General features: G+C 43.3%; 18 protein-coding genes. 16 read left to right on the plus strand and 2 right to left on the minus strand.

Annotation, left to right across the window (positions count from 1 at the left end; translation table 11 throughout):
- The first annotated feature begins 12 nt into the window (after positions 1 to 12).
- The 16 genes from AC1DQW_RS01700 to AC1DQW_RS01775 all read left to right on the plus strand — a co-directional run bounded on the left by AC1DQW_RS01700 (position 13) and on the right by AC1DQW_RS01775 (position 16,678).
- Positions 13 to 1,848: a BatD family protein gene (locus AC1DQW_RS01700; RefSeq protein WP_477452538.1), complete on the plus strand. Its 1,836-nt coding sequence runs from the start codon at positions 13 to 15 to the stop codon at positions 1,846 to 1,848.
- 1 nt (position 1,849) lies between these two features.
- Positions 1,850 to 2,611, plus strand: a complete 762-nt coding sequence (locus AC1DQW_RS01705; protein WP_477452539.1) for a tetratricopeptide repeat protein — start codon at positions 1,850 to 1,852, stop codon at positions 2,609 to 2,611.
- Between the two features lie 256 nt (positions 2,612 to 2,867).
- A complete protein-coding gene (locus tag AC1DQW_RS01710; RefSeq protein ID WP_477452540.1) occupies positions 2,868 to 3,554 on the plus strand; it encodes an SIMPL domain-containing protein in 687 nt (228 codons plus the stop codon).
- Positions 3,555 to 3,756: 202 nt separating this feature from the next.
- A complete protein-coding gene (locus tag AC1DQW_RS01715) occupies positions 3,757 to 4,029 on the plus strand; it encodes a hypothetical protein (RefSeq protein WP_477452541.1) in 273 nt (90 codons plus the stop codon).
- A 146-nt stretch (positions 4,030 to 4,175) separates the two neighbouring features.
- Complete coding sequence (gene ypfJ, locus AC1DQW_RS01720) at positions 4,176 to 5,051, plus strand: KPN_02809 family neutral zinc metallopeptidase (protein WP_477452542.1); 876 nt, start codon at positions 4,176 to 4,178, stop codon at positions 5,049 to 5,051.
- 483 nt (positions 5,052 to 5,534) lie between these two features.
- Complete coding sequence (locus AC1DQW_RS01725) at positions 5,535 to 5,945, plus strand: ester cyclase (RefSeq protein WP_477452543.1); 411 nt, start codon at positions 5,535 to 5,537, stop codon at positions 5,943 to 5,945.
- A gap of 222 nt (positions 5,946 to 6,167) precedes the next feature.
- Positions 6,168 to 6,551, plus strand: a complete 384-nt coding sequence (locus AC1DQW_RS01730; protein WP_477452544.1) for a (deoxy)nucleoside triphosphate pyrophosphohydrolase — start codon at positions 6,168 to 6,170, stop codon at positions 6,549 to 6,551.
- A 1-nt stretch (position 6,552) separates the two neighbouring features.
- On the plus strand, positions 6,553 to 9,699 hold the full coding sequence (locus AC1DQW_RS01735; RefSeq protein WP_477452545.1) for a DEAD/DEAH box helicase: 3,147 nt from the start codon (positions 6,553 to 6,555) through the stop codon (positions 9,697 to 9,699).
- 51 nt (positions 9,700 to 9,750) lie between these two features.
- Positions 9,751 to 10,065: a hypothetical protein gene (locus AC1DQW_RS01740; protein ID WP_477452546.1), complete on the plus strand. Its 315-nt coding sequence runs from the start codon at positions 9,751 to 9,753 to the stop codon at positions 10,063 to 10,065.
- Between the two features lie 577 nt (positions 10,066 to 10,642).
- Positions 10,643 to 10,900, plus strand: coding sequence for an acyl carrier protein (locus AC1DQW_RS01745; protein ID WP_477452547.1), 258 nt, complete (start codon positions 10,643 to 10,645; stop codon positions 10,898 to 10,900).
- Entirely contained in the window at positions 10,901 to 11,779 is an 879-nt protein-coding gene (locus AC1DQW_RS01750) for an LpxL/LpxP family acyltransferase (RefSeq protein WP_477452548.1), read from the plus strand.
- Positions 11,780 to 11,815: 36 nt separating this feature from the next.
- Complete coding sequence (locus AC1DQW_RS01755) at positions 11,816 to 12,943, plus strand: beta-ketoacyl synthase N-terminal-like domain-containing protein (RefSeq protein WP_477452549.1); 1,128 nt, start codon at positions 11,816 to 11,818, stop codon at positions 12,941 to 12,943.
- A gap of 55 nt (positions 12,944 to 12,998) precedes the next feature.
- Positions 12,999 to 13,655 (plus strand): hypothetical protein, encoded by a 657-nt coding sequence (locus AC1DQW_RS01760; RefSeq protein WP_477452550.1) that lies wholly within the window; start codon positions 12,999 to 13,001, stop codon positions 13,653 to 13,655.
- Positions 13,652 to 14,857, plus strand: coding sequence for a beta-ketoacyl-[acyl-carrier-protein] synthase family protein (locus AC1DQW_RS01765; RefSeq protein ID WP_477452551.1), 1,206 nt, complete (start codon positions 13,652 to 13,654; stop codon positions 14,855 to 14,857). Before AC1DQW_RS01760 ends, AC1DQW_RS01765 begins: the two co-directional genes overlap by 4 nt.
- Before the next feature lies 1 nt (position 14,858).
- Positions 14,859 to 15,902, plus strand: a complete 1,044-nt coding sequence (locus AC1DQW_RS01770; protein WP_477452552.1) for a beta-ketoacyl synthase chain length factor — start codon at positions 14,859 to 14,861, stop codon at positions 15,900 to 15,902.
- Positions 15,896 to 16,678: a polysaccharide deacetylase family protein gene (locus AC1DQW_RS01775; RefSeq protein ID WP_477452553.1), complete on the plus strand. Its 783-nt coding sequence runs from the start codon at positions 15,896 to 15,898 to the stop codon at positions 16,676 to 16,678. The genes AC1DQW_RS01770 and AC1DQW_RS01775 overlap by 7 nt, the downstream gene beginning before the upstream one ends.
- A 20-nt stretch (positions 16,679 to 16,698) precedes the next feature.
- Here AC1DQW_RS01775 and rpiA read toward each other — a convergent pair whose 3' ends face one another.
- Both rpiA and AC1DQW_RS01785 read right to left on the minus strand, forming a co-directional pair.
- Entirely contained in the window at positions 16,699 to 17,391 is a 693-nt protein-coding gene (gene rpiA / locus AC1DQW_RS01780; RefSeq protein ID WP_477452554.1) for a ribose 5-phosphate isomerase A, read from the minus strand.
- A 121-nt stretch (positions 17,392 to 17,512) separates the two neighbouring features.
- Entirely contained in the window at positions 17,513 to 17,881 is a 369-nt protein-coding gene (locus AC1DQW_RS01785) for a winged helix-turn-helix transcriptional regulator (protein ID WP_477402571.1), read from the minus strand.
- Between the last annotated feature and the right edge of the window lie 124 nt (positions 17,882 to 18,005).

The raw sequence follows: 18,005 nt of genomic DNA on the forward strand, positions 1-18,005 counted from the left end.
TATTTATAACACATGAAGTTAAAGTATTACATATCGTTCCTCCTGCTGTTTTGTACCGGTGTGCTTTTTGCTGCCGATGTAAAATTCACCGCATCGGTTAGTAAAACCGAAGTGGGCACAACAGAGCAGTTTGAGGTTACCTTTAGCTTAAATGGAAACGGTGATAAGTTTACCGCACCAGGCTTTAGCGGCTTTTTGGTGGTATCGGGACCCAATGTGTCCCAAAGCATGAGCATTATTAACGGTGCTTCATCCACAAGCATGGCTTACAGTTTTGACCTGGTTGCCGTTAAGCCGGGCACTTACACCATTGGGCCGGCAACAATAGTTGTTAACGGCAAAACATTGAGCACCCAACCCATAAAAATAAAGGTAGTTAAGGGCACAACTGCAGCTTCGGCACAGCAGGCGGCAGCGGCTCAGCAACAACAACGGGGAGGACAGGTTCAAAGTATTACATCGGGGCGGTCAAGGGATATTAACAAAGACCTGTTCATCAGGGCCGATGTAAGTAAAACCAACGCTTACATAGGCGAGCAGCTTACCCTAAGCTACCGCCTGTATACGCGCGTGGCGCTGGTAGGTAACGAACTGGAAAAAATGTCGGACCTGAATGGTTTTTACAGCCAGGAAATTAAAAATCAAGACCCCAACAATGTTCACTGGCGAATAGAAACCATAAAGGGGCTAAAATATAATGTTACCGAGATCAAGCAGAACATTCTTTTCCCCGAGCATGCGGGTAATATCACCATCGACCCGATGATCATGAATTTTATTGTGCGGGAGGCTGTGCAATCTGCCGATCCCTTTGATGCCTTTTTTGGCGGCGGCAGCTATAATGATGCTAAATACAAAATTAAAAGTATCCCGGCGGTTATCCATGTAAAACCACTTCCCGAAGCCGGTAAACCCGCTGGTTTCAGCGGTGCGGTAGGCAGGTTTTCTATCAATACATCGGTAGATAAAAAAGAGCTTAAGGCAAACGAACCGCTTAACTACAAGATCACGGTAAGCGGCAAGGGAAACCTGAAGCTTTTGAAGCCGATGGCCCCCGAGTTCCCGGCTGATTTTGAAAAATATGACCCCAAGGTAACCGATACCATTACCGATAATGAAAACGGCGAATCGGGTACCCGCGTTTATAATTACCTGCTGATACCCAGGCATGGCGGCAGCTTTAATATCGACCCGATCAAATTCTCGTACTTTGACCTGTCGGCAGGTAAATATGTAAGCGTACAAACCAAGGGCTTCCCGATAAAGGTTGCCAGGGGTGCTACCGAAAATAACGTAACTTCGTTAGGCGATTCTGATAAACAGGATGTTAAACTGCTGAATAAGGATATCCGCTATATAAAAACCGATGCCGGTGAGATTGCCCAAAATAAAGATGGTTTTTATGGTTCGCCATTATATTACTTCCTGTTGATGTTTGGTCCGCTATTGTTTGCGGGGGCTTTGGTTTACGGCAAATGGTACGAAGTAGCCAACAGCGATGTGGTTAAGGTAAAAAGCCGCAAGGCCGGTAAAATTGCCGCCAAGCATCTGGCCAGCGCCAAGGCGCAATTATCGGCAAATAATAAAACAGCCTTTTACGAAAATGTGTTCAGGGGCCTGTATGGTTATCTGGGCGATAAGCTGAACATTGCCGCTGCCAACCTTAACCGTGAAAAGATTGCCACCGAGTTAAAAGCCCGGTCGTTAGATGAACCGACTATCAACGAATTGCTGGAGACATTAGACCTGTGCGATATGGCCCGCTACGCGCCGGTTTCGGGCATATCAGAACAGCAGATGTTTGATAGGGCAAAAAACATGATCAATAACATTGAAGAAAAAATATAACATGCTGAAGCGTTGTATCTACCTGTTGCTGCTCATTATATCGCCATTACTGGCTTTTAGTAATGGTGATGCTACCGCTTTGTTCAAAAAAGGGAACGATCTGTATCAAAAGTCAAAATACAAGGATGCCGCGGCTGCCTACCAAAAAATGGTGGACGATGGCTACCATTCATCCGCCCTGTATTTTAACTTAGGGAACGCTTATTACAAAACCGGCGATATTGCCCCCGCTTTGCTTTACTATGAAAAAGCGCGCAAGCTCTCCCCCGGCGATGAGGATATTCGGGTTAATATTCAATTTGCCAATTCAAAAACCGCAGATAAAATTGAAGAGCCTGGCGAGTTTTTTATCAGTAAATGGTGGCATGGCTTTATCCTGGCTTTCCCCGCGGATACGCTGGCAGTGCTGAGTGTGTTGCTGTTCCTGGCGGCATCGGGTTTGTTGATCCTTTATCGTTTTACAGGTTCTGTGGGCATAAAAAAAGCATCTTTCTATTCGGCTATAGTATTGTTAATCCTGGGGATGGGTGCCGTTTTTATAGCCGGCAGGCAGGCCCGTTATTTTGAGGCCCATCACGAGGCCATTATTTTTACCCCATCTGTAACCGTAAAAAGCGCACCTGTAGATTCATCCAAAGTAGTTTTTGTACTGCACGAAGGCACAAAAGTTAATATTCTTGAAAGCAACAGCAAATGGGTAAAAATACGATTGGCTAATGGCAATGAAGGTTGGATTGGCAGCGGGGATGCGAAGGAAATATAAATCACCCACCGTCATTGCGAGGTACGAAGCAATCCCAAACTATACAGATCGGATTTGCAAAGCAACCCTATAAGTCGGGGATTGCTTCGTACCTCGCAATGACGATCTATTCTAAAAGATGAAATTTTTTCAAACAAACCTCCACCTTTTTCCTTCCATAGACACACAGCCCAATAAATAATTCACCTTACCTGTTACACATTAAACCATTGGCACGTTACCTAAGTCATAACACACAAAATATATAACATCACACATGAAGAAGCTATTTATCCTTGCAACCCTGCTAACATTTACTTATTCGGCCTTTGCGCAGACTGTTGATCTGCGCCGCAAAATAGAAGTTACCGGCACTGCCGAGCAGGAAGTTACCCCCGATATCATCAACGTTACCATTTCGCTGCAGGAATATATGGATGGTAAAAAACACATCCAGATCTCTGACCTCGAAGCCCAGCTCGAAAAAGCCGTTAAAGATGCCGGTATTCCTGCCGCCGATTTTACAGTGAACAACGTATCTGCCTGGAACAATACCTTCCAAAAGAAAAAAGCACCCGACTTTTTGGCGGGCAAACAATATGGCCTGCGCATCCGCGACCTGAACAAGTTTAACCAAATTGTATCCAAAGTTGACCCAAAAGGTATACAGTCGACCAATATTGACAGCTACGATTATTCAAAGATCAACGAATTAAAAAACGAGCTGAAATTAAAAGCCCTGCTTTCGGCCCGCGACAAAGCTTCGTTCCTGCTGGCAGGCTTAGGCAACAAGCTGGGCGACGTGCTTAATATAGCTGAAAGCGACAATAGCAGCTTTCCACAGCCACGCCAATACAACACCATGGCGTTTAAATCTGCCGTGGCAGATAAACCCGAATCCGACATCGACTTCAAGAAAATCAAGATCAGCCTACAAATTAGCGCGGTTTTTGAGATAAAGTAAAAGCCCAACAACTTCCGAAGAGTTTTGACTGGCTAAACGTTCTGCCTATTATTAGGTAGGGCGTTTCTTTTTTTATAGACCGCCGGGCACCCACCAGCCAGGCTGCAAAAAATAGTAAACATGTACGGGTATCACAACCTCCTCGCAATGACGGGCTTTTTACTTATTTATTAGGAATCCAAAAACTTTCATTTTCCCCAAAGTGTCAGCAGAACAGCTTCGGGCGAAAACGGGCAAAACAATGCGGGCCTGTGCGGCTGCAGGGCATAGGAAGTTTTTGCATGGGAGAGGATATGCGGGCCAGGGCAAAATAATTCCAGCCCAGGTTTTGCCCGTTTTGCAGGGCAAAGGCCCCGAGCGCAAAGAAGCATTTCTGCTGACAGCCTTTTTGGTTACTTTTGTGGCGACAAAAGTAACAGCCCTCCCGCGGCAACTGAGCGGGCCGATGTTATTCCATTACCACAAAGTAATTTAGCACCCCAATAACTGCTCTGTACAGTTTGGGATTGCTTCGTACCTCGCAATGACGGGGTTGTTGTCGGTTTTTGACCATGCAATAACCTCCCCCCCCTCAAACATTACATTCCCAATAAACGTTAATAAAAACAAAATAACAACACTATGCAATGGTTTGGCAGGCGCGAAAGCGATAACGTAGAGGATGGCCGCAGCGGTGGCGGTGGTCGCGGTTTTGCGGTGGGCGGCGGTATTATTGGCCTTATAGCGGCAGCAATTTATTTTTTTACCGGGGTTGATCCCTCCAAACTGCTTAACCAGGTTGGCAGCAACAGTCAGCCCCAAACCGAACAGGTGGACGGTACCCACCCTACCGATAGCGCCGGCAAATTTGTTGCCGTAGTGCTGGCCGATACCGAAGACATCTGGACCAAACTTTTTACTGATATGGGCAAAACCTACGAAAAGCCCCGGTTGAGGCTTTTCCGCGATGGTGTACAATCGGGTTGTGGCAATGCCAGCTCGGCAAGCGGTCCGTTTTATTGCCCGGAAGATGCCAGGGTATATATCGACCTTTCTTTTTACGACGAACTGAAAAATCGCTTCGGTGCCGCCGGCGACTTTGCCCAGGCCTACGTTATAGCGCATGAGGTGGGTCATCATGTACAAAACCTGCTGGGTGTTACCGCCAAAGTCGACCGCGCCCGCAACCGCCTGAGCGAAAGCGAATACAACAAACTCTCGGTAAAACTCGAACTCCAGGCCGACTTTTACGCCGGCGTATGGGCCCACTACGAACAAAGCATGAAAAAAGTGCTCGACCCCGGCGACATCGAAGAAGCCCTCAACGCCGCCAACGCCATCGGCGACGACCGCCTGCAACAGCAAACCCAGGGCCGTGTAGAACCCGACAGCTTCACCCACGGCACCAGCGCCCAACGCGTATACTGGTTTAAAAAAGGCTACGAAACCGGCGACGTAAACCAGGGAAATACCTTTGCGGATGACAGGTATGCTGCGTTGTTGGTTAATAGTCAATAGTTATTGGTCATCGGTGGGTTGGTTATTGGTGCGTTGCCTCCATTTATTGGCGCACCTCCACGATGTCATATGGGTGGTAAAATCCGGGGACTCTGAAGAGGGAATGACGTTTTTGCATGGCGGATAGTCGACTCACCCCGACATCGCTGCGCTTGTCACCCCTCTCTCCGCTTCGCGCATAGAGGGGATTGAAAACAGGAAAAAACGGCCTTAACCCTCTTTCCACCGCAGGTGAAGAGAGGGTCGGCCAGCGAAGCATAGCCGGGGTGAGTCGTTGCCAGCATACAGAGCCGACTGCCTGGCCTGAACCAAACACGCCATAAGTAGGTGCGAAGCACCCCTCCGTTATACAAAGCAACCAAGCAAAAGTCCTTTGTCCTTTGTCCAAAAATCCCTCATCCAAAAATCCTTCGTCTTGCTACTTGATACTAACTACTTGTTACTAGAAAATCATATCTTAGTATACTAAAACCTAAAACCGATATGTCGTTAAAAGAAGAAAACACAGCGTTCATGCATCGTTGGTATAACGAAGTTTGGAACAACAGCAACGAAGGCCTTATCGACGAAATGTTCCACCCCGAATGCCGCGCATTAGGATTGGGCGAGGAACCCGTTATTGGCTCCGAAGGATTTAAAGAAGTGTACCGCTTTTTTAATGCAAATTATGATAATATACATATCAATGTCGACGAGGTATTTGTTGACGGCGACTACGTAACCACAATTTGCACCTTTACCGCTAATTATAAACCAACCAATGCCCCGGTTAAATTTTGCGGCACATCAATAACCCACATCGTAAACCAACAAATTACAGATGCCTGGAATTTTTTCGACTTCCTGACACTAAATGTCCAGATCGGAAAAATAAGCAAAGAGCAATTGGCATAATTGGCATTTGTTATGTGTGCGGATTTACTTAATTTCAAAAAACAGCTTTTAAGAAAATGTCCCACTTCTACCTCACCACCGACCAACCAACAACCTGCCCCATCTGCGGAGCGAGAACAGATATAGTATCCAACTTTTTGCATACTATGCTCCAACTATCCATAAGCGAATGTATAAATGCCCAATGTAAACACGTATTTTTCGAGGTAGAAGATAAAATCAGTGATTAAAGTAACCTGCGCTCTTATAATAGACCCCCAATCCCGCATTCTGGCCGCCCAACGTAGCCAAATAATGAGTCTGCCTTTAAAATGGGAGTTTCCCGGTGGTAAAATAGAACCCAATGAAACACCCGAAGATTGCTTGATCAGGGAAATTAAAGAAGAACTGCATGTTGAAATTAAAATTATAAAAGCCCTACCACCTAATACCCATATCTATCCTAAAATAACAATTGAACTCATCCCTTTTATTTGCGAGCACATTAGTGGTGAAATAATATTAAAGGAACATGCTCAATATCGGTGGCTGCATACAAATGAATTGTTAGCTTTGGATTGGGCAGATGCTGATGTGCCCATTTTAAAATATTACTTAAACCTTTAAAATGCCAACAGTTGAATTAGGCTTATACGAGCAATTGATCAATAAGCTTATAGCCAATAAGTTAGGGCTGTTGAGCACTGATTCTTTCTTTATTAAAAGTACCCAACTGGATAAGGAAGAAGCTGCAAGGTATTTAAGTCTGTATTTATCCGAAACCATAAAATTCGCCTTAAATGAAATTAAGGACGATGATAAAACGCTTAAGCAAATTGAACTTTCCAATAAAATTATTCAACTATTAATTGATGAATTGCCGGGTATCAGCCTTTCGGATAACCTGATTGATAATGAGGGAAAAATATTAGATGCCGTTTTCTCCAAATTGGATGCTCCTTTTGCCGATTTTAATAATCGGATTAAGGAGATCACGCCTTATACCAGACTAAGTCAAAGCGAATTATTTACGGGTAACAATGTTGGTATTTCGTTGGAAAGCGAGATCAAAAAAGAAATTCTTTCATCCGATGAAATTTGCTGGCTGGTATCCTTTATCAAATATTCGGGTATTAGGATTTTCAAAGAGGAATTAGAAGAGTTTACAAATAGTGGAAAAAGGTTAAGGATCATCACCACCTCCTATATGGGTGCAACAGATGTAAAAGCGATTGAGTTTCTGTCCAATTTAAAAAACACAGAAATTAAAGTCTCCTATAATTCGGATCATGAACGCCTGCACGCCAAGGCCTATTTGTTTTTAAGAAATACAGGATTTACTACTGGATATATAGGGTCTTCCAACATTTCAAGATCAGCCTTAACCAATGGGTTGGAGTGGAATTTGAAAGTAACATCCAAAGAGATCAACCACATTATTGATAAGTTTAAAAAGACCTTTGAAACCTATTGGGTGGATAAGGATTTTGAACACTATGAATTTGGTAAAGACAAGCAGAAACTTACCGCTGCTTTAAAACAACAAAGTTCATATGATAAGCAAAGCATAACCAGCTTTTTTGATTTAAAGCCGTTTCCTTATCAGGAAGAAATTTTAGAGAAATTACAATCGGAAAGAATTGTGCACAGCCGATTAAAGAATTTGGTTGTGGCTGCTACCGGAACGGGCAAAACGGTCATATCTTCTTTTGATTATCGGGACTTTAAAAACAACAATCCACGGGCAAGGCTTTTATTTGTTGCTCATCGTAAGGAAATATTGGAGCAAGCCCAACAAACATTTCGGCATGTATTAAAAAATGCAAACTTCGGCGAACTTTGGGTTGATGGGCAAGAACCCGACAATTATGAATTTGTATTTGCTTCGGTGCTAACCTTGGCCAATCAAATCAGTAAACTTTCGCTATCTCCTAACTTTTATGATTTTATCATCATTGATGAAGTACACCATATAGCGGCATCAAGCTATCGCCCTATCCTTGCTCAATTTACGCCTAAGGTTTTGTTAGGCTTAACAGCTACGCCAGAGCGGAGCGATGGTGAAGATATTTTAAAAGATTTTTGCGGTGTAATTGCTGCCGAAATCCGATTGCCAGAGGCACTCAACAGAAAGTTGCTATCACCGTTTCAATACTTTGCCTTATCGGATAATGTTGATTTATCAAAACTATCCTGGAAAAACGGCAGGTATGAAATTAATGAGTTAACAAAACTTTATACTGAGGATGACAGGCGACTTAACGACATTATAAATAATTGCGATAAGTACCTCACAGATGTACATGACGTAAGGGCACTGGGCTTTTGTGTAAGTATGGACCATGCGCGATACATGGCCGAAAAGTTCACTTTGGCAGGCTTAAAGGCTGATTATTTAACCAGCGAAAACTCAACAAATAGAGCAGAGATCAGGGAACGATTAAGCAATAAAGAAATCAACTACTTATTTGTACGCGACATTTTTAATGAGGGTGTCGATATTCCCGAAATCGATACGGTGTTGTTTTTGAGGCCAACTGAAAGCCTTACGATATTTCTACAACAATTGGGGCGTGGCCTGCGTCTTGCACCAAACAAAGACTGCTTAACTGTTTTGGACTTTGTGGGCAATGCCCGACCAGAGTACGACTTTGAACACAAGTTTAGAGCCTTAATAGGTAAAACCCAAACTTCAATAATTAAAGAGATTGAAGACGAGTTTCCACATTTGCCCTTAGGTTGTTCCATCGTATTAGAAAGGAAAGCCAAAGAAGTGATCCTGAGAAACATTAGGGCTGCAATTGGATTTAACAGAAGACAGCTGATCATTAAAATACAAAACTTTAAACATCAGTCAACGCTAAAATTAACATTGCAAAACTTCATTGAGTTTCAACATATCGAACCCCAATTGATCTATAAAAAAGATAATTGGAAAAGACTTTGTGTTGAAGCTGGAGTAATTGAAAATTTCATCGAACCGAATGAAACCGAAATAACAGGTTGTATAAAAAGACTGTTAAGATGTAATTCGATCAGCTATCTGAAATTTTTACGTGCGCTAATTCAAAATAATTTTGATATAAGTGCTTTAAATGAAGAGCAGAACCTGATGCTTTTGATGTTTCACTATGATGTTTGGCAAAAGGCTGGTCCGCAGTTAGGGTTTAAATTGCTAAAAGATAGTATCAAACAGCTTTCGAAAAATCCAGTCTTGATATCCGACCTATTGGAGGTGATTAATTACCTGATTTCGAAAGTCGACTTTATCGAAAAAGACATGGATCTGGATTTCCCGCTACCGTTAAAAGTTCACAGTCGATATAACCGAAGCGAAATATTAGTTGCAATCGGTCTGCACAAATTTGATAAAGCATCATCCAACCGGGAAGGTGTCGCTGCTAATAAGGAGCTGAATGTGGAGTCGTTATTTGTCACACTCAAAAAATCGGAGAAGGAATATTCACCGTCTACCTTATATGATGATTATGCCATCAACGAATATTTGTTCCATTGGCAATCTCAAAATGCTACAGCGCCAGAATCGGCTAAGGGCCTATCCTACATCAATCACAATACGCAGAATAAAAGGATTTTGTTATTCGTCCGCGAGCAAAATGATGATGAGTTCGGTTTTACCATGCCCTACGTATTTTTAGGCGAAGCCAATTACATCAAATCAAGCGGTTCAAAGCCTATGAACATCGAATGGAAATTAAATGAGCCAATGCCGGCATACATCTGGAAGGAAAGTGGAAAGTTGGCTATCGGCTAAAGTTCACTTATCTCCGATTGCCCAACCCAATCCATCCCCCTAAATTGCCGTATGGCAAACATCCAATTCAATTACCTGTATCGCGATGCCGGTAACTATAAAAAGTATGGCTCGGTAACCTTCGCCAACCCCGGCAATATTAGCCTGGCAGAACTTTCTACCCTCATCCAATCCAAACTGATTGACCAAACCTGGTTTTACCACAACCACTGGCATTTGCCCGATCTGCGGGAAACTTTCGACCCTGAAATTGACCCCACCTGGCATGAGTTTGAAAACGTGAGACATTCCCATGAGGCAGCGGATAGTAAAATGGAGCTATTGGAGTTTATCGAACTAATAAAAAACACGAAAGAGGTTTATTGAGGTTAACTTGTAAAAACACCGAATCCAGCATACCAGATCATTTTCGTGATGTCACGAAAATGATCACAATGGCAGTAACGCAACCCACAAATTGGAAAACAGTGATTGCCCGTGTGCAAACAAATAAAAAGCAGCCTGCACCGTTAGGTGCTACCTGTTTGTAGAAAAAGCATTACCATTAACCTTTGCCTCGGAGAGGCTACCCTTCACAGCAATGCTATTTACCTTGTCGGTTGGGGGTTGCACCTACGGAGCAAAATTGTTTTTTGTTCAAAATTGCTACAAACAGGTAGCACCTACGGCGCATACTTACTTGTGTACACACGTTAGGTTGGACAATCCTGCTAAGCAAACCATCCACATCCAACGACCGACTCCCCAGCCCCTCCTCTCAATAATACTAATTTAACTGTAAATTATTTAAACAATAAAAGCGCGCATACACAAAATATGACTGAATGTTTTTAATATTTTGTATTTTCGGGGATTAATTTTATTAATCAGGTGTTATTATTTTTTTCCTAAATGTGGAATTGCGTGTTAACCCATTGCCGGCTTAATTAATTTAAACAATACCATGCGAACTGAAGAGATTATTGCGAAAATAAATTCTTTCCTGTCTGAAGAATTTGAGGTAGATATAGATACAATTACCCCCGGCGCGGTTTTAAAAGATACCCTGGGCCTTGATAGCCTGGACTATATTGACCTTGTAGTGGTAATTGAAACCAATTTTTCGTTTAAAGTGCAGCCCGAGGATTTTGCCGCTATTGTTACCTTCCAGGATTTTTACGATTACGTAGCCATTAAAGTACAGCCAAAGGAGCTTGTTTAAATGTCGTCCTGGAAAGGAAAATCTAAAGGGAAACCCTGGGGGTATTCCATTTTTCTGGCTATCTTAAAACTGGCGGGTGTTAGCCCTGCTTACTTCCTTTTAAGGTTTGTTTCCTTTTACTATGTTGTTTTTTCGTACCGGTCGTCAAAAAGTATCTATTACTATTTCCACAGTCGGCTGGGGTATTCGCGCATAAAAACCTTGTTTAAGGTTTATCAAAACTATTACATTTTTGGCCAAAGCATTATTGATAAGGTGGTTGTAATGTCGGGCATCCCCAATAAGTTCACCTTTGAGTTTGATGGCAGGCATAACCTGGATGAAATAGCCGGTATGGGTAAAGGCGGTTTGCTGTTAAGCGCCCATATAGGCAGCTGGGAAATTGCCGGCAACCTGCTTAGTACTATTGATACCCGCATTAACATTGTGATGTATGATGGCGAAGACCAGCAGATAAAAGCCTTTATGGAAAAGGTGACCGGCAAATACAGCGTTAACATCATTGTGATTAAAAACGACCTTTCGCACATCTTCAAAATAAACGAAGCTTTTCAGCATAACGAACTGGTATGCATGCATGCCGACAGGTACCTGGAAGGCAATAAAACCATCACCAAAAATTTCCTGGGGCGGGATGCTAAATTTCCCTTGGGTCCGTTTGTTTTGGCAGCTAAATTTAAAGTGCCGGTAGCTTATGTGTTTGCCATGAAGGAAACCAGGTTTCATTATCATTTTTATGCCAGCACAATAAAGGAATATTTACATTTGGGCAAAGAAGCGGGGATGGAGCAAATGACGGGCGATTTTGTAGGCGAGATGGAAAAGTACGTGAAAAAGTACCCCGAGCAATGGTATAACTATTATAACTTTTGGCAATAAAAACAAGTTGATGAGAGGAACTGTTCAAATAAAGTGATGAAACCTGTTTTTATTGTTGCCGATAATATCCTGTCGCCGGTTGGCGATACTGCTGCCGAAAACTTTGAAAGGCTAACCCAAAATATTTCGGGCGTTAAACAACATGCAGGTGGCCACAGGTCGGATGTGCCTTTCTATGCTGCCTTATTTGATGACGACCACCGGTTTATAAAAGGCGAAAATAATTATACAAAATTTGAGCAACTGCTTATCGCCTCGGTTGCCGATGCTTTAAAAGACAGCGGGGTTGACAGTGCTGATAAAAAAACGGTATTCATCATCTCCACCACCAAGGGCAATATCAGCATGCTGGAAACAGCTGCCGATGACCCGGAACTAAACCACCGCATTGCGCTCACCACTTCGGCAAAATTAGTTGCCGATAGTTTGGGCTTTGTAAATCAGCCATTGATTGTTTCGCATGCCTGTATCTCGGGCCTCGTAGCGCTCATTACAGGTTTGCGTTTATTGCAGACCGGCCAGTATGAAAACGCTGTTGTTGTAGGTGCCGATGTGATTACGAGGTTCGTGCTGTCGGGCTTTCAATCGTTCCAGGCCGTAAGTCCCGAACCCTGCAAGCCATTTGATGCCCTGCGCAATGGTATTAACTTAGGCGAAGGCGCGGGTACGGTTATCCTGTCGTCAAACGCCAGATATGCCAACGGCATAAAGCTGGCGGGTGGTTCTATCAGCAATGATGCCAACCATATTTCCGGCCCATCAAAAACCGGGGAAGAACTTTTTTACGCGATAGAAGCCGCTTTAAAAAGTGCCGGCGTTGAGGCTGATGCCATCGATTTTATATCGGCCCACGGCACCGCAACCCTTTATAACGACGAGATGGAAGCAAAGGCAATAAACCTGGCGGGGATGCAGGCTATCCCGGTTAATAGTTTAAAAGGATATTACGGGCATACCTTAGGCGCATCGGGTATTATTGAAACCATTATAGCTGCCCACTCTTTAAAACACAATGTAATTATCCCCACAAAGGGGTTTAGTCAACCGGGGGTAAGCCAGCCCATTAATATTGCCGCCCAATTGCAATATTTGCCTTTAACCAACTGCCTTAAAACGGCATCGGGTTTTGGGGGATGCAACGCGGCAATTGTACTTACTAAATAAAAGCCGAAAGCAAAATGCGTAAAGCTGAAAGCAATAAAATAAATAGCAACAAATATTGATAGCGAGCCAACATATCACTTCTCATTGCGCAATCAGCCATAATGTTGTTTACAGCAATGGCAAGCCTTTGTTTGAAAACAAGGAAACGGACGTTGCTGCTTTCCTGCTTTCGGTTTACCAGTTTTTGGAGGTAAAATATCCTAAGTTTTACAAAATGGATAACCTGTCGAAAATGGGTTTGCTGGCTGCCGAAGTTTTATTGAAAGATAAACCAATCGATGGGCTGTATAGGGAAAACGAAACCGGTATTGTATTAAGCAATGCCAACTCCAGCCTGGATGCCGATATTAAATATTATGAAGGGGCTAAAACTGTTGCCAGTCCGGCGCTGTTTGTTTATACTTTGCCTAATATTGTTATCGGCGAGATCAGCATAAAAAACAAGTTTAAAGGCGAGAACGCTTTCTTTGTTTTTGAAACTTTTGATGCTGCGTTTATAGCGCAGTACGTAGCATATTTGCTAAATAATAATATATTGCAGGCATGCATCTGCGGCTGGGTCGACCTGCTGAAGGAAGATTACAAGGCCGTTTTGTACCTGGTAGAGAAACGGGAAAGCGATACATCGGTACCGTTCACTGCAGAAAACTTAAACAAAATTTACCTGTCGGATACAGAAAAAACCGGCGAAGATATTGGGAGCATAAAATGAGTAAAACTGTTTTTGTAGCGGGCGTAGGCGTAATTTCGGGCATTGGCAACAATACCCCCGAATGCCTCAGCGCGCTCCAAAACAGCCAGGCAGGTATCGGAAAAATCCGGTACCTGGAGACTGCTCACAAAGATGATTTCCCGGTCGCCGAGGTTAAACTAAGCAATAATGAGCTGGCAAAACTTTCGGGCTTTGACCCGGGTATGAGCCGCACCGCTATGCTGAGTTTGATAGCCGCAAAGGAAGCATTGGCTAATGCGAGGATTGAAAATTTTGCGTCCTTACGTACAGGTTTTATATCGGCCAATACCGTGGGCGGCATGGATAAAACCGAAGATTTTTTTGTTCAGTTTATGGCCAACCCCCAAGCCGGCAGCTTAAGGAATGTAGTTAACCACGAATGCGGCAAAGTTACCGAACTGGTGGCCGATGAGCTGGGAGTAAAAAATTACGTGAGCACCATTAGTACAGCATGCTCATCATCGGCAAACGCCATTATGTATGGCGCAAGGCTCATCAAAAATAATATACTGGATGTGGTTATTGCCGGCGGCACTGATGCCCTTACCCGTTTCACGCTGAACGGTTTTAACACCCTCATGATACTCGATAATCAATATTGCCAGCCCTTTGATGCCAACAGGAGGGGATTGAACCTTGGGGAGGGTGCGGGATACATCACTTTGGTATCTGAACGGGTTGCGGCCAGGCTTCAAACGGATCTGTACGGGACGCTAAGCGGCTATTGTAATGCCAACGACGCCTACCACCAAACGGCTTCATCACCCGACGGAACGGGCTCATTTATGGCCATGCAGGGCGCCTTAAAAATGAGCGGTTTAAAACCCCGGGATATCGGCTACATTAACCTGCATGGTACCGGCACACAAAACAACGATAACTCTGAAGGGACAGCCATAAAACGACTATTTGAGCCGCATTACCCTAAAATGAGCTCTACCAAATCGTTCACAGGGCATACGCTGGGCGCATGCGCGGGTATCGAGGCGGTATTTTCGGCCTTATCGGTTCAGCGGGGATTGATCTATCCAAACCTGCGCTTTGAAACCCGGATAGCCGATCTGCCTTTTGCACCCGAAACCAGCTATAGTAAACAGCCGGATTTAAAGCATGTGCTGTCCAACTCCTTTGGCTTTGGCGGTAATTGTTCATCGTTGATATTTTCAAAATTGCAGGATTGATATGTATATACGTGCAACAGGAAATATATCGCCCCAAAAAACATTCGGAAACGTACCGTTCCTGACCGAGGTTGTTGCTTATGAGGGTAACCGCTTAAGCTGCATTACACCCGATTACAAAGAGCTCATCGATCCCAAACTCATCCGCCGCATGAGCCGGGTGATTAAAATGGGGGTTGCATCAGCCATGGCTTGTTTAAAGGCGGCCGGACTAACCTCGCCGGATGCCATCATTACCGGCACCGCTTATGGCTGCCTGGAAGATACCGGCGTGTTCCTGAGCAAAATGGTTGAGCGGGAAGAAGAGCTGCTTACGCCTACATCGTTCATACAATCAACCCATAATACCATTGGCGCGCAGGTAGCGCTGCTGCTACACTGCCACGAGTATAATAATACTTTTGTAAACGGCGGTTCATCTTTTGAGTGTTCGCTGTTAGATGCGCAAATGCTGTTGCAGGAGGGCGAGGCAAACAATGTACTTGTTGGGGGTATTGACGAAATTACGGATATCAGCCACGGGATATTAAGCCGGTTTGGCCTGTATAAACAAGGCCCGGTTAATAATCTTGATCTATACAAATCAACCTCAAAAGGGACCATTGCCGGCGAGGGTTCCACATTTTTCCTGCTCACGAATCAGGCTTCAGGAAATGATCTTGCGAAGCTGGATGCTATAGCTACCTTTTATAAACCAGGCAGCTTTACAGCAATTGAACAACAGGTAACGGCTTTTTTATCGGCACAAAATATCAGTATCGATGATATCGACGTCATTATAACCGGCAAAAACTGGGATGTTAAAAATGATGCGGTTTACAATCATTTAGGTGAAACCCTGTTTAATAAAAACACGGTTATCAACTACAAGCATTTGTGTGGTGAGTATCCAACATCTTCGGCGTTTGCTTTGTGGTATGCCGCCCAAATCATCCAAACAAATAGCGTACCGGGAGCAGAGCACACGGCTCCGGTAAAAAAGGCGCTCATTTACAACCACTACCAAAACAGCTATCATTCCCTAATGTTGCTATCGGCGTGCTAACATTCAAAAACACCAATATTGCATTGATTGTCCTGCTGGCTTTAACCATTTGGGCTGATAAAATATATGGTGTAAGCTGGCTGGTGTATGTTGCCATCATCTTTATTTATGCGCTCATTGTCGCTTACGGCTGTTATTTTGTAAGCTCCGGTTTTTTTATGCCGATGTACTGCTCAGCAAAAACTACCGAAAAGGTAATAGCAATTACTTTTGATGATGGTCCGGTTGCGGAGGGGACACCCGAGGTTTTACAGATTTTGAAGAATGCTAACGTTGAAGCAGCTTTTTTCTGCATTGGTAGCCGGATGGCGGGTAATGAAGCGATCATTAAACAGTTGGATGCCGAAGGTCACATTATAGGTAACCATAGTTTTACGCATGCTGTGCTGTTTGATATGTTCCCGGCAAAACGGATGTTAGCAGAGATGCAGCAGATGGACAGTGATCTATACCGGGTTATCGGCAAAAAGCCAAAGCTATTTCGCCCGCCTTTTGGCGTGATGAATCCTAATTTGAAAAACGCGATAGTTAAAGGCGGATATTCCCCCATTGGCTGGAATGTACGCTCTTACGACACCATGAGTAAAGATGCCGATAAGCTGCTTGAAAAAGTTAGTGCTGCAATCAAGCCGGGAGCTATATTCCTGTTTCATGATACCAGTAAAAATACCGTTGCTATGCTGCCCCGGTTTATTGAATTTGCCCAATCAAAAGGGTATAAAATTGTACGGGTAGATAAAATGCTGCGTCTGCAGGCGTACGCCTCCCAGGATTGACAATTTATTCCTATTTCTGACTATAAATAAACAGGAGTAATTATACTTATTCCCAGTTTTCCGGCAATTATAGATTTGGTCGCCATTCTATAAAACAGTGAATGATCAACAACTCCCGGAATTAACTTTAGCTGCGTGTTCATTTTTTTTGGTTCTATAAGCGTTGCAAAATGTATATCAGCCAGCAAATTGCCATTTTCTGATATAACCGCGCCATCTTTTTGGTTACTCATACGTAATTTTACAATTACGCCGGGATAAGCCAATTTCAAACGGTGAAGAACCACCTGTAAAGCCTGGGGTAATATTTCAACTACAACAGGATAAGTATTATCAAGTTTGTTTGCAAACTTCCCTTCATCTCCAATTAAAATAAATTCATCAGCCATTGAAGCCAATATCTTTTCGGTGGTATGGATCCCGCCCCCGCTTTTTAGGGCATTAAGTTCCGTGTCGAACTGATCGCAGCCATCAAAGTATATATCTACGTGCTTTAATAGTGACGGGGATTGTACCCTCAACCCATTGTCCAACAATGCAGTTGTTGTTTTGAAAGATGATGAGGTAAAAATAAGCGAGTCGGCCAGGTCTTTTTTCTGGCATATCAGATTTATTAAGTGTGAAACCGTTGTGCCGGCTCCTAAGCCAATGGTTTGTCCTGCCTGTATAAATTCCATAGCTGCTTTTGCAGCCTCAACTTTGTAATCGGTCATGATTTATAATATAGCTTGTTAAATTAAACAAGCTGCCGCAATTAAGGTAATTATACCGGCAAAAGTAAGTTTATTGGGTATGATGAAAGAAAACAGGGCAGCTAATAAATCAATTAGCTGTTTACAGCAAGGGATTGCTAAAATGCATTTTATTTTCGGCAAAATCACATAAGCCGCCCAGCAGCGAACTAAGTTCTGCTCCTTTTGGGGCCAGTGTATATTCGGTTTTTGGCGGATTTGCCGGGATATAGCTTTTGTGTATGAGCTCGTGTTGTTCCAAAAACTTTAGCCTGTCGGCAAGTATATGATCGCTGATGTGCTCTAAATCTTCCTTTAAAGCGGTAAAACGCGAGTTGCCCTCCTCTATACTGAAAAGCACCTCGGTCATCCACCTTTTACTTAATAAATTGATAAGTTCATTTAGCGCACATTTCTCTTCCAGGAATGATTGATTATAAAAATTGGTCGAACTAAGTTTTCTTCCTGACATGCTAACTTTTTAATTAGGAGCTAATTACTTGATAAGATATTGAAACAAAACGTCATTTATTGTTCCTTTGAGATCTTGTTATATATATCTACTAAGTACGAAAATCTAAATGATTTTATTGTAC

The organism is Mucilaginibacter sp. P5_A4 (genome assembly GCF_056400605.1).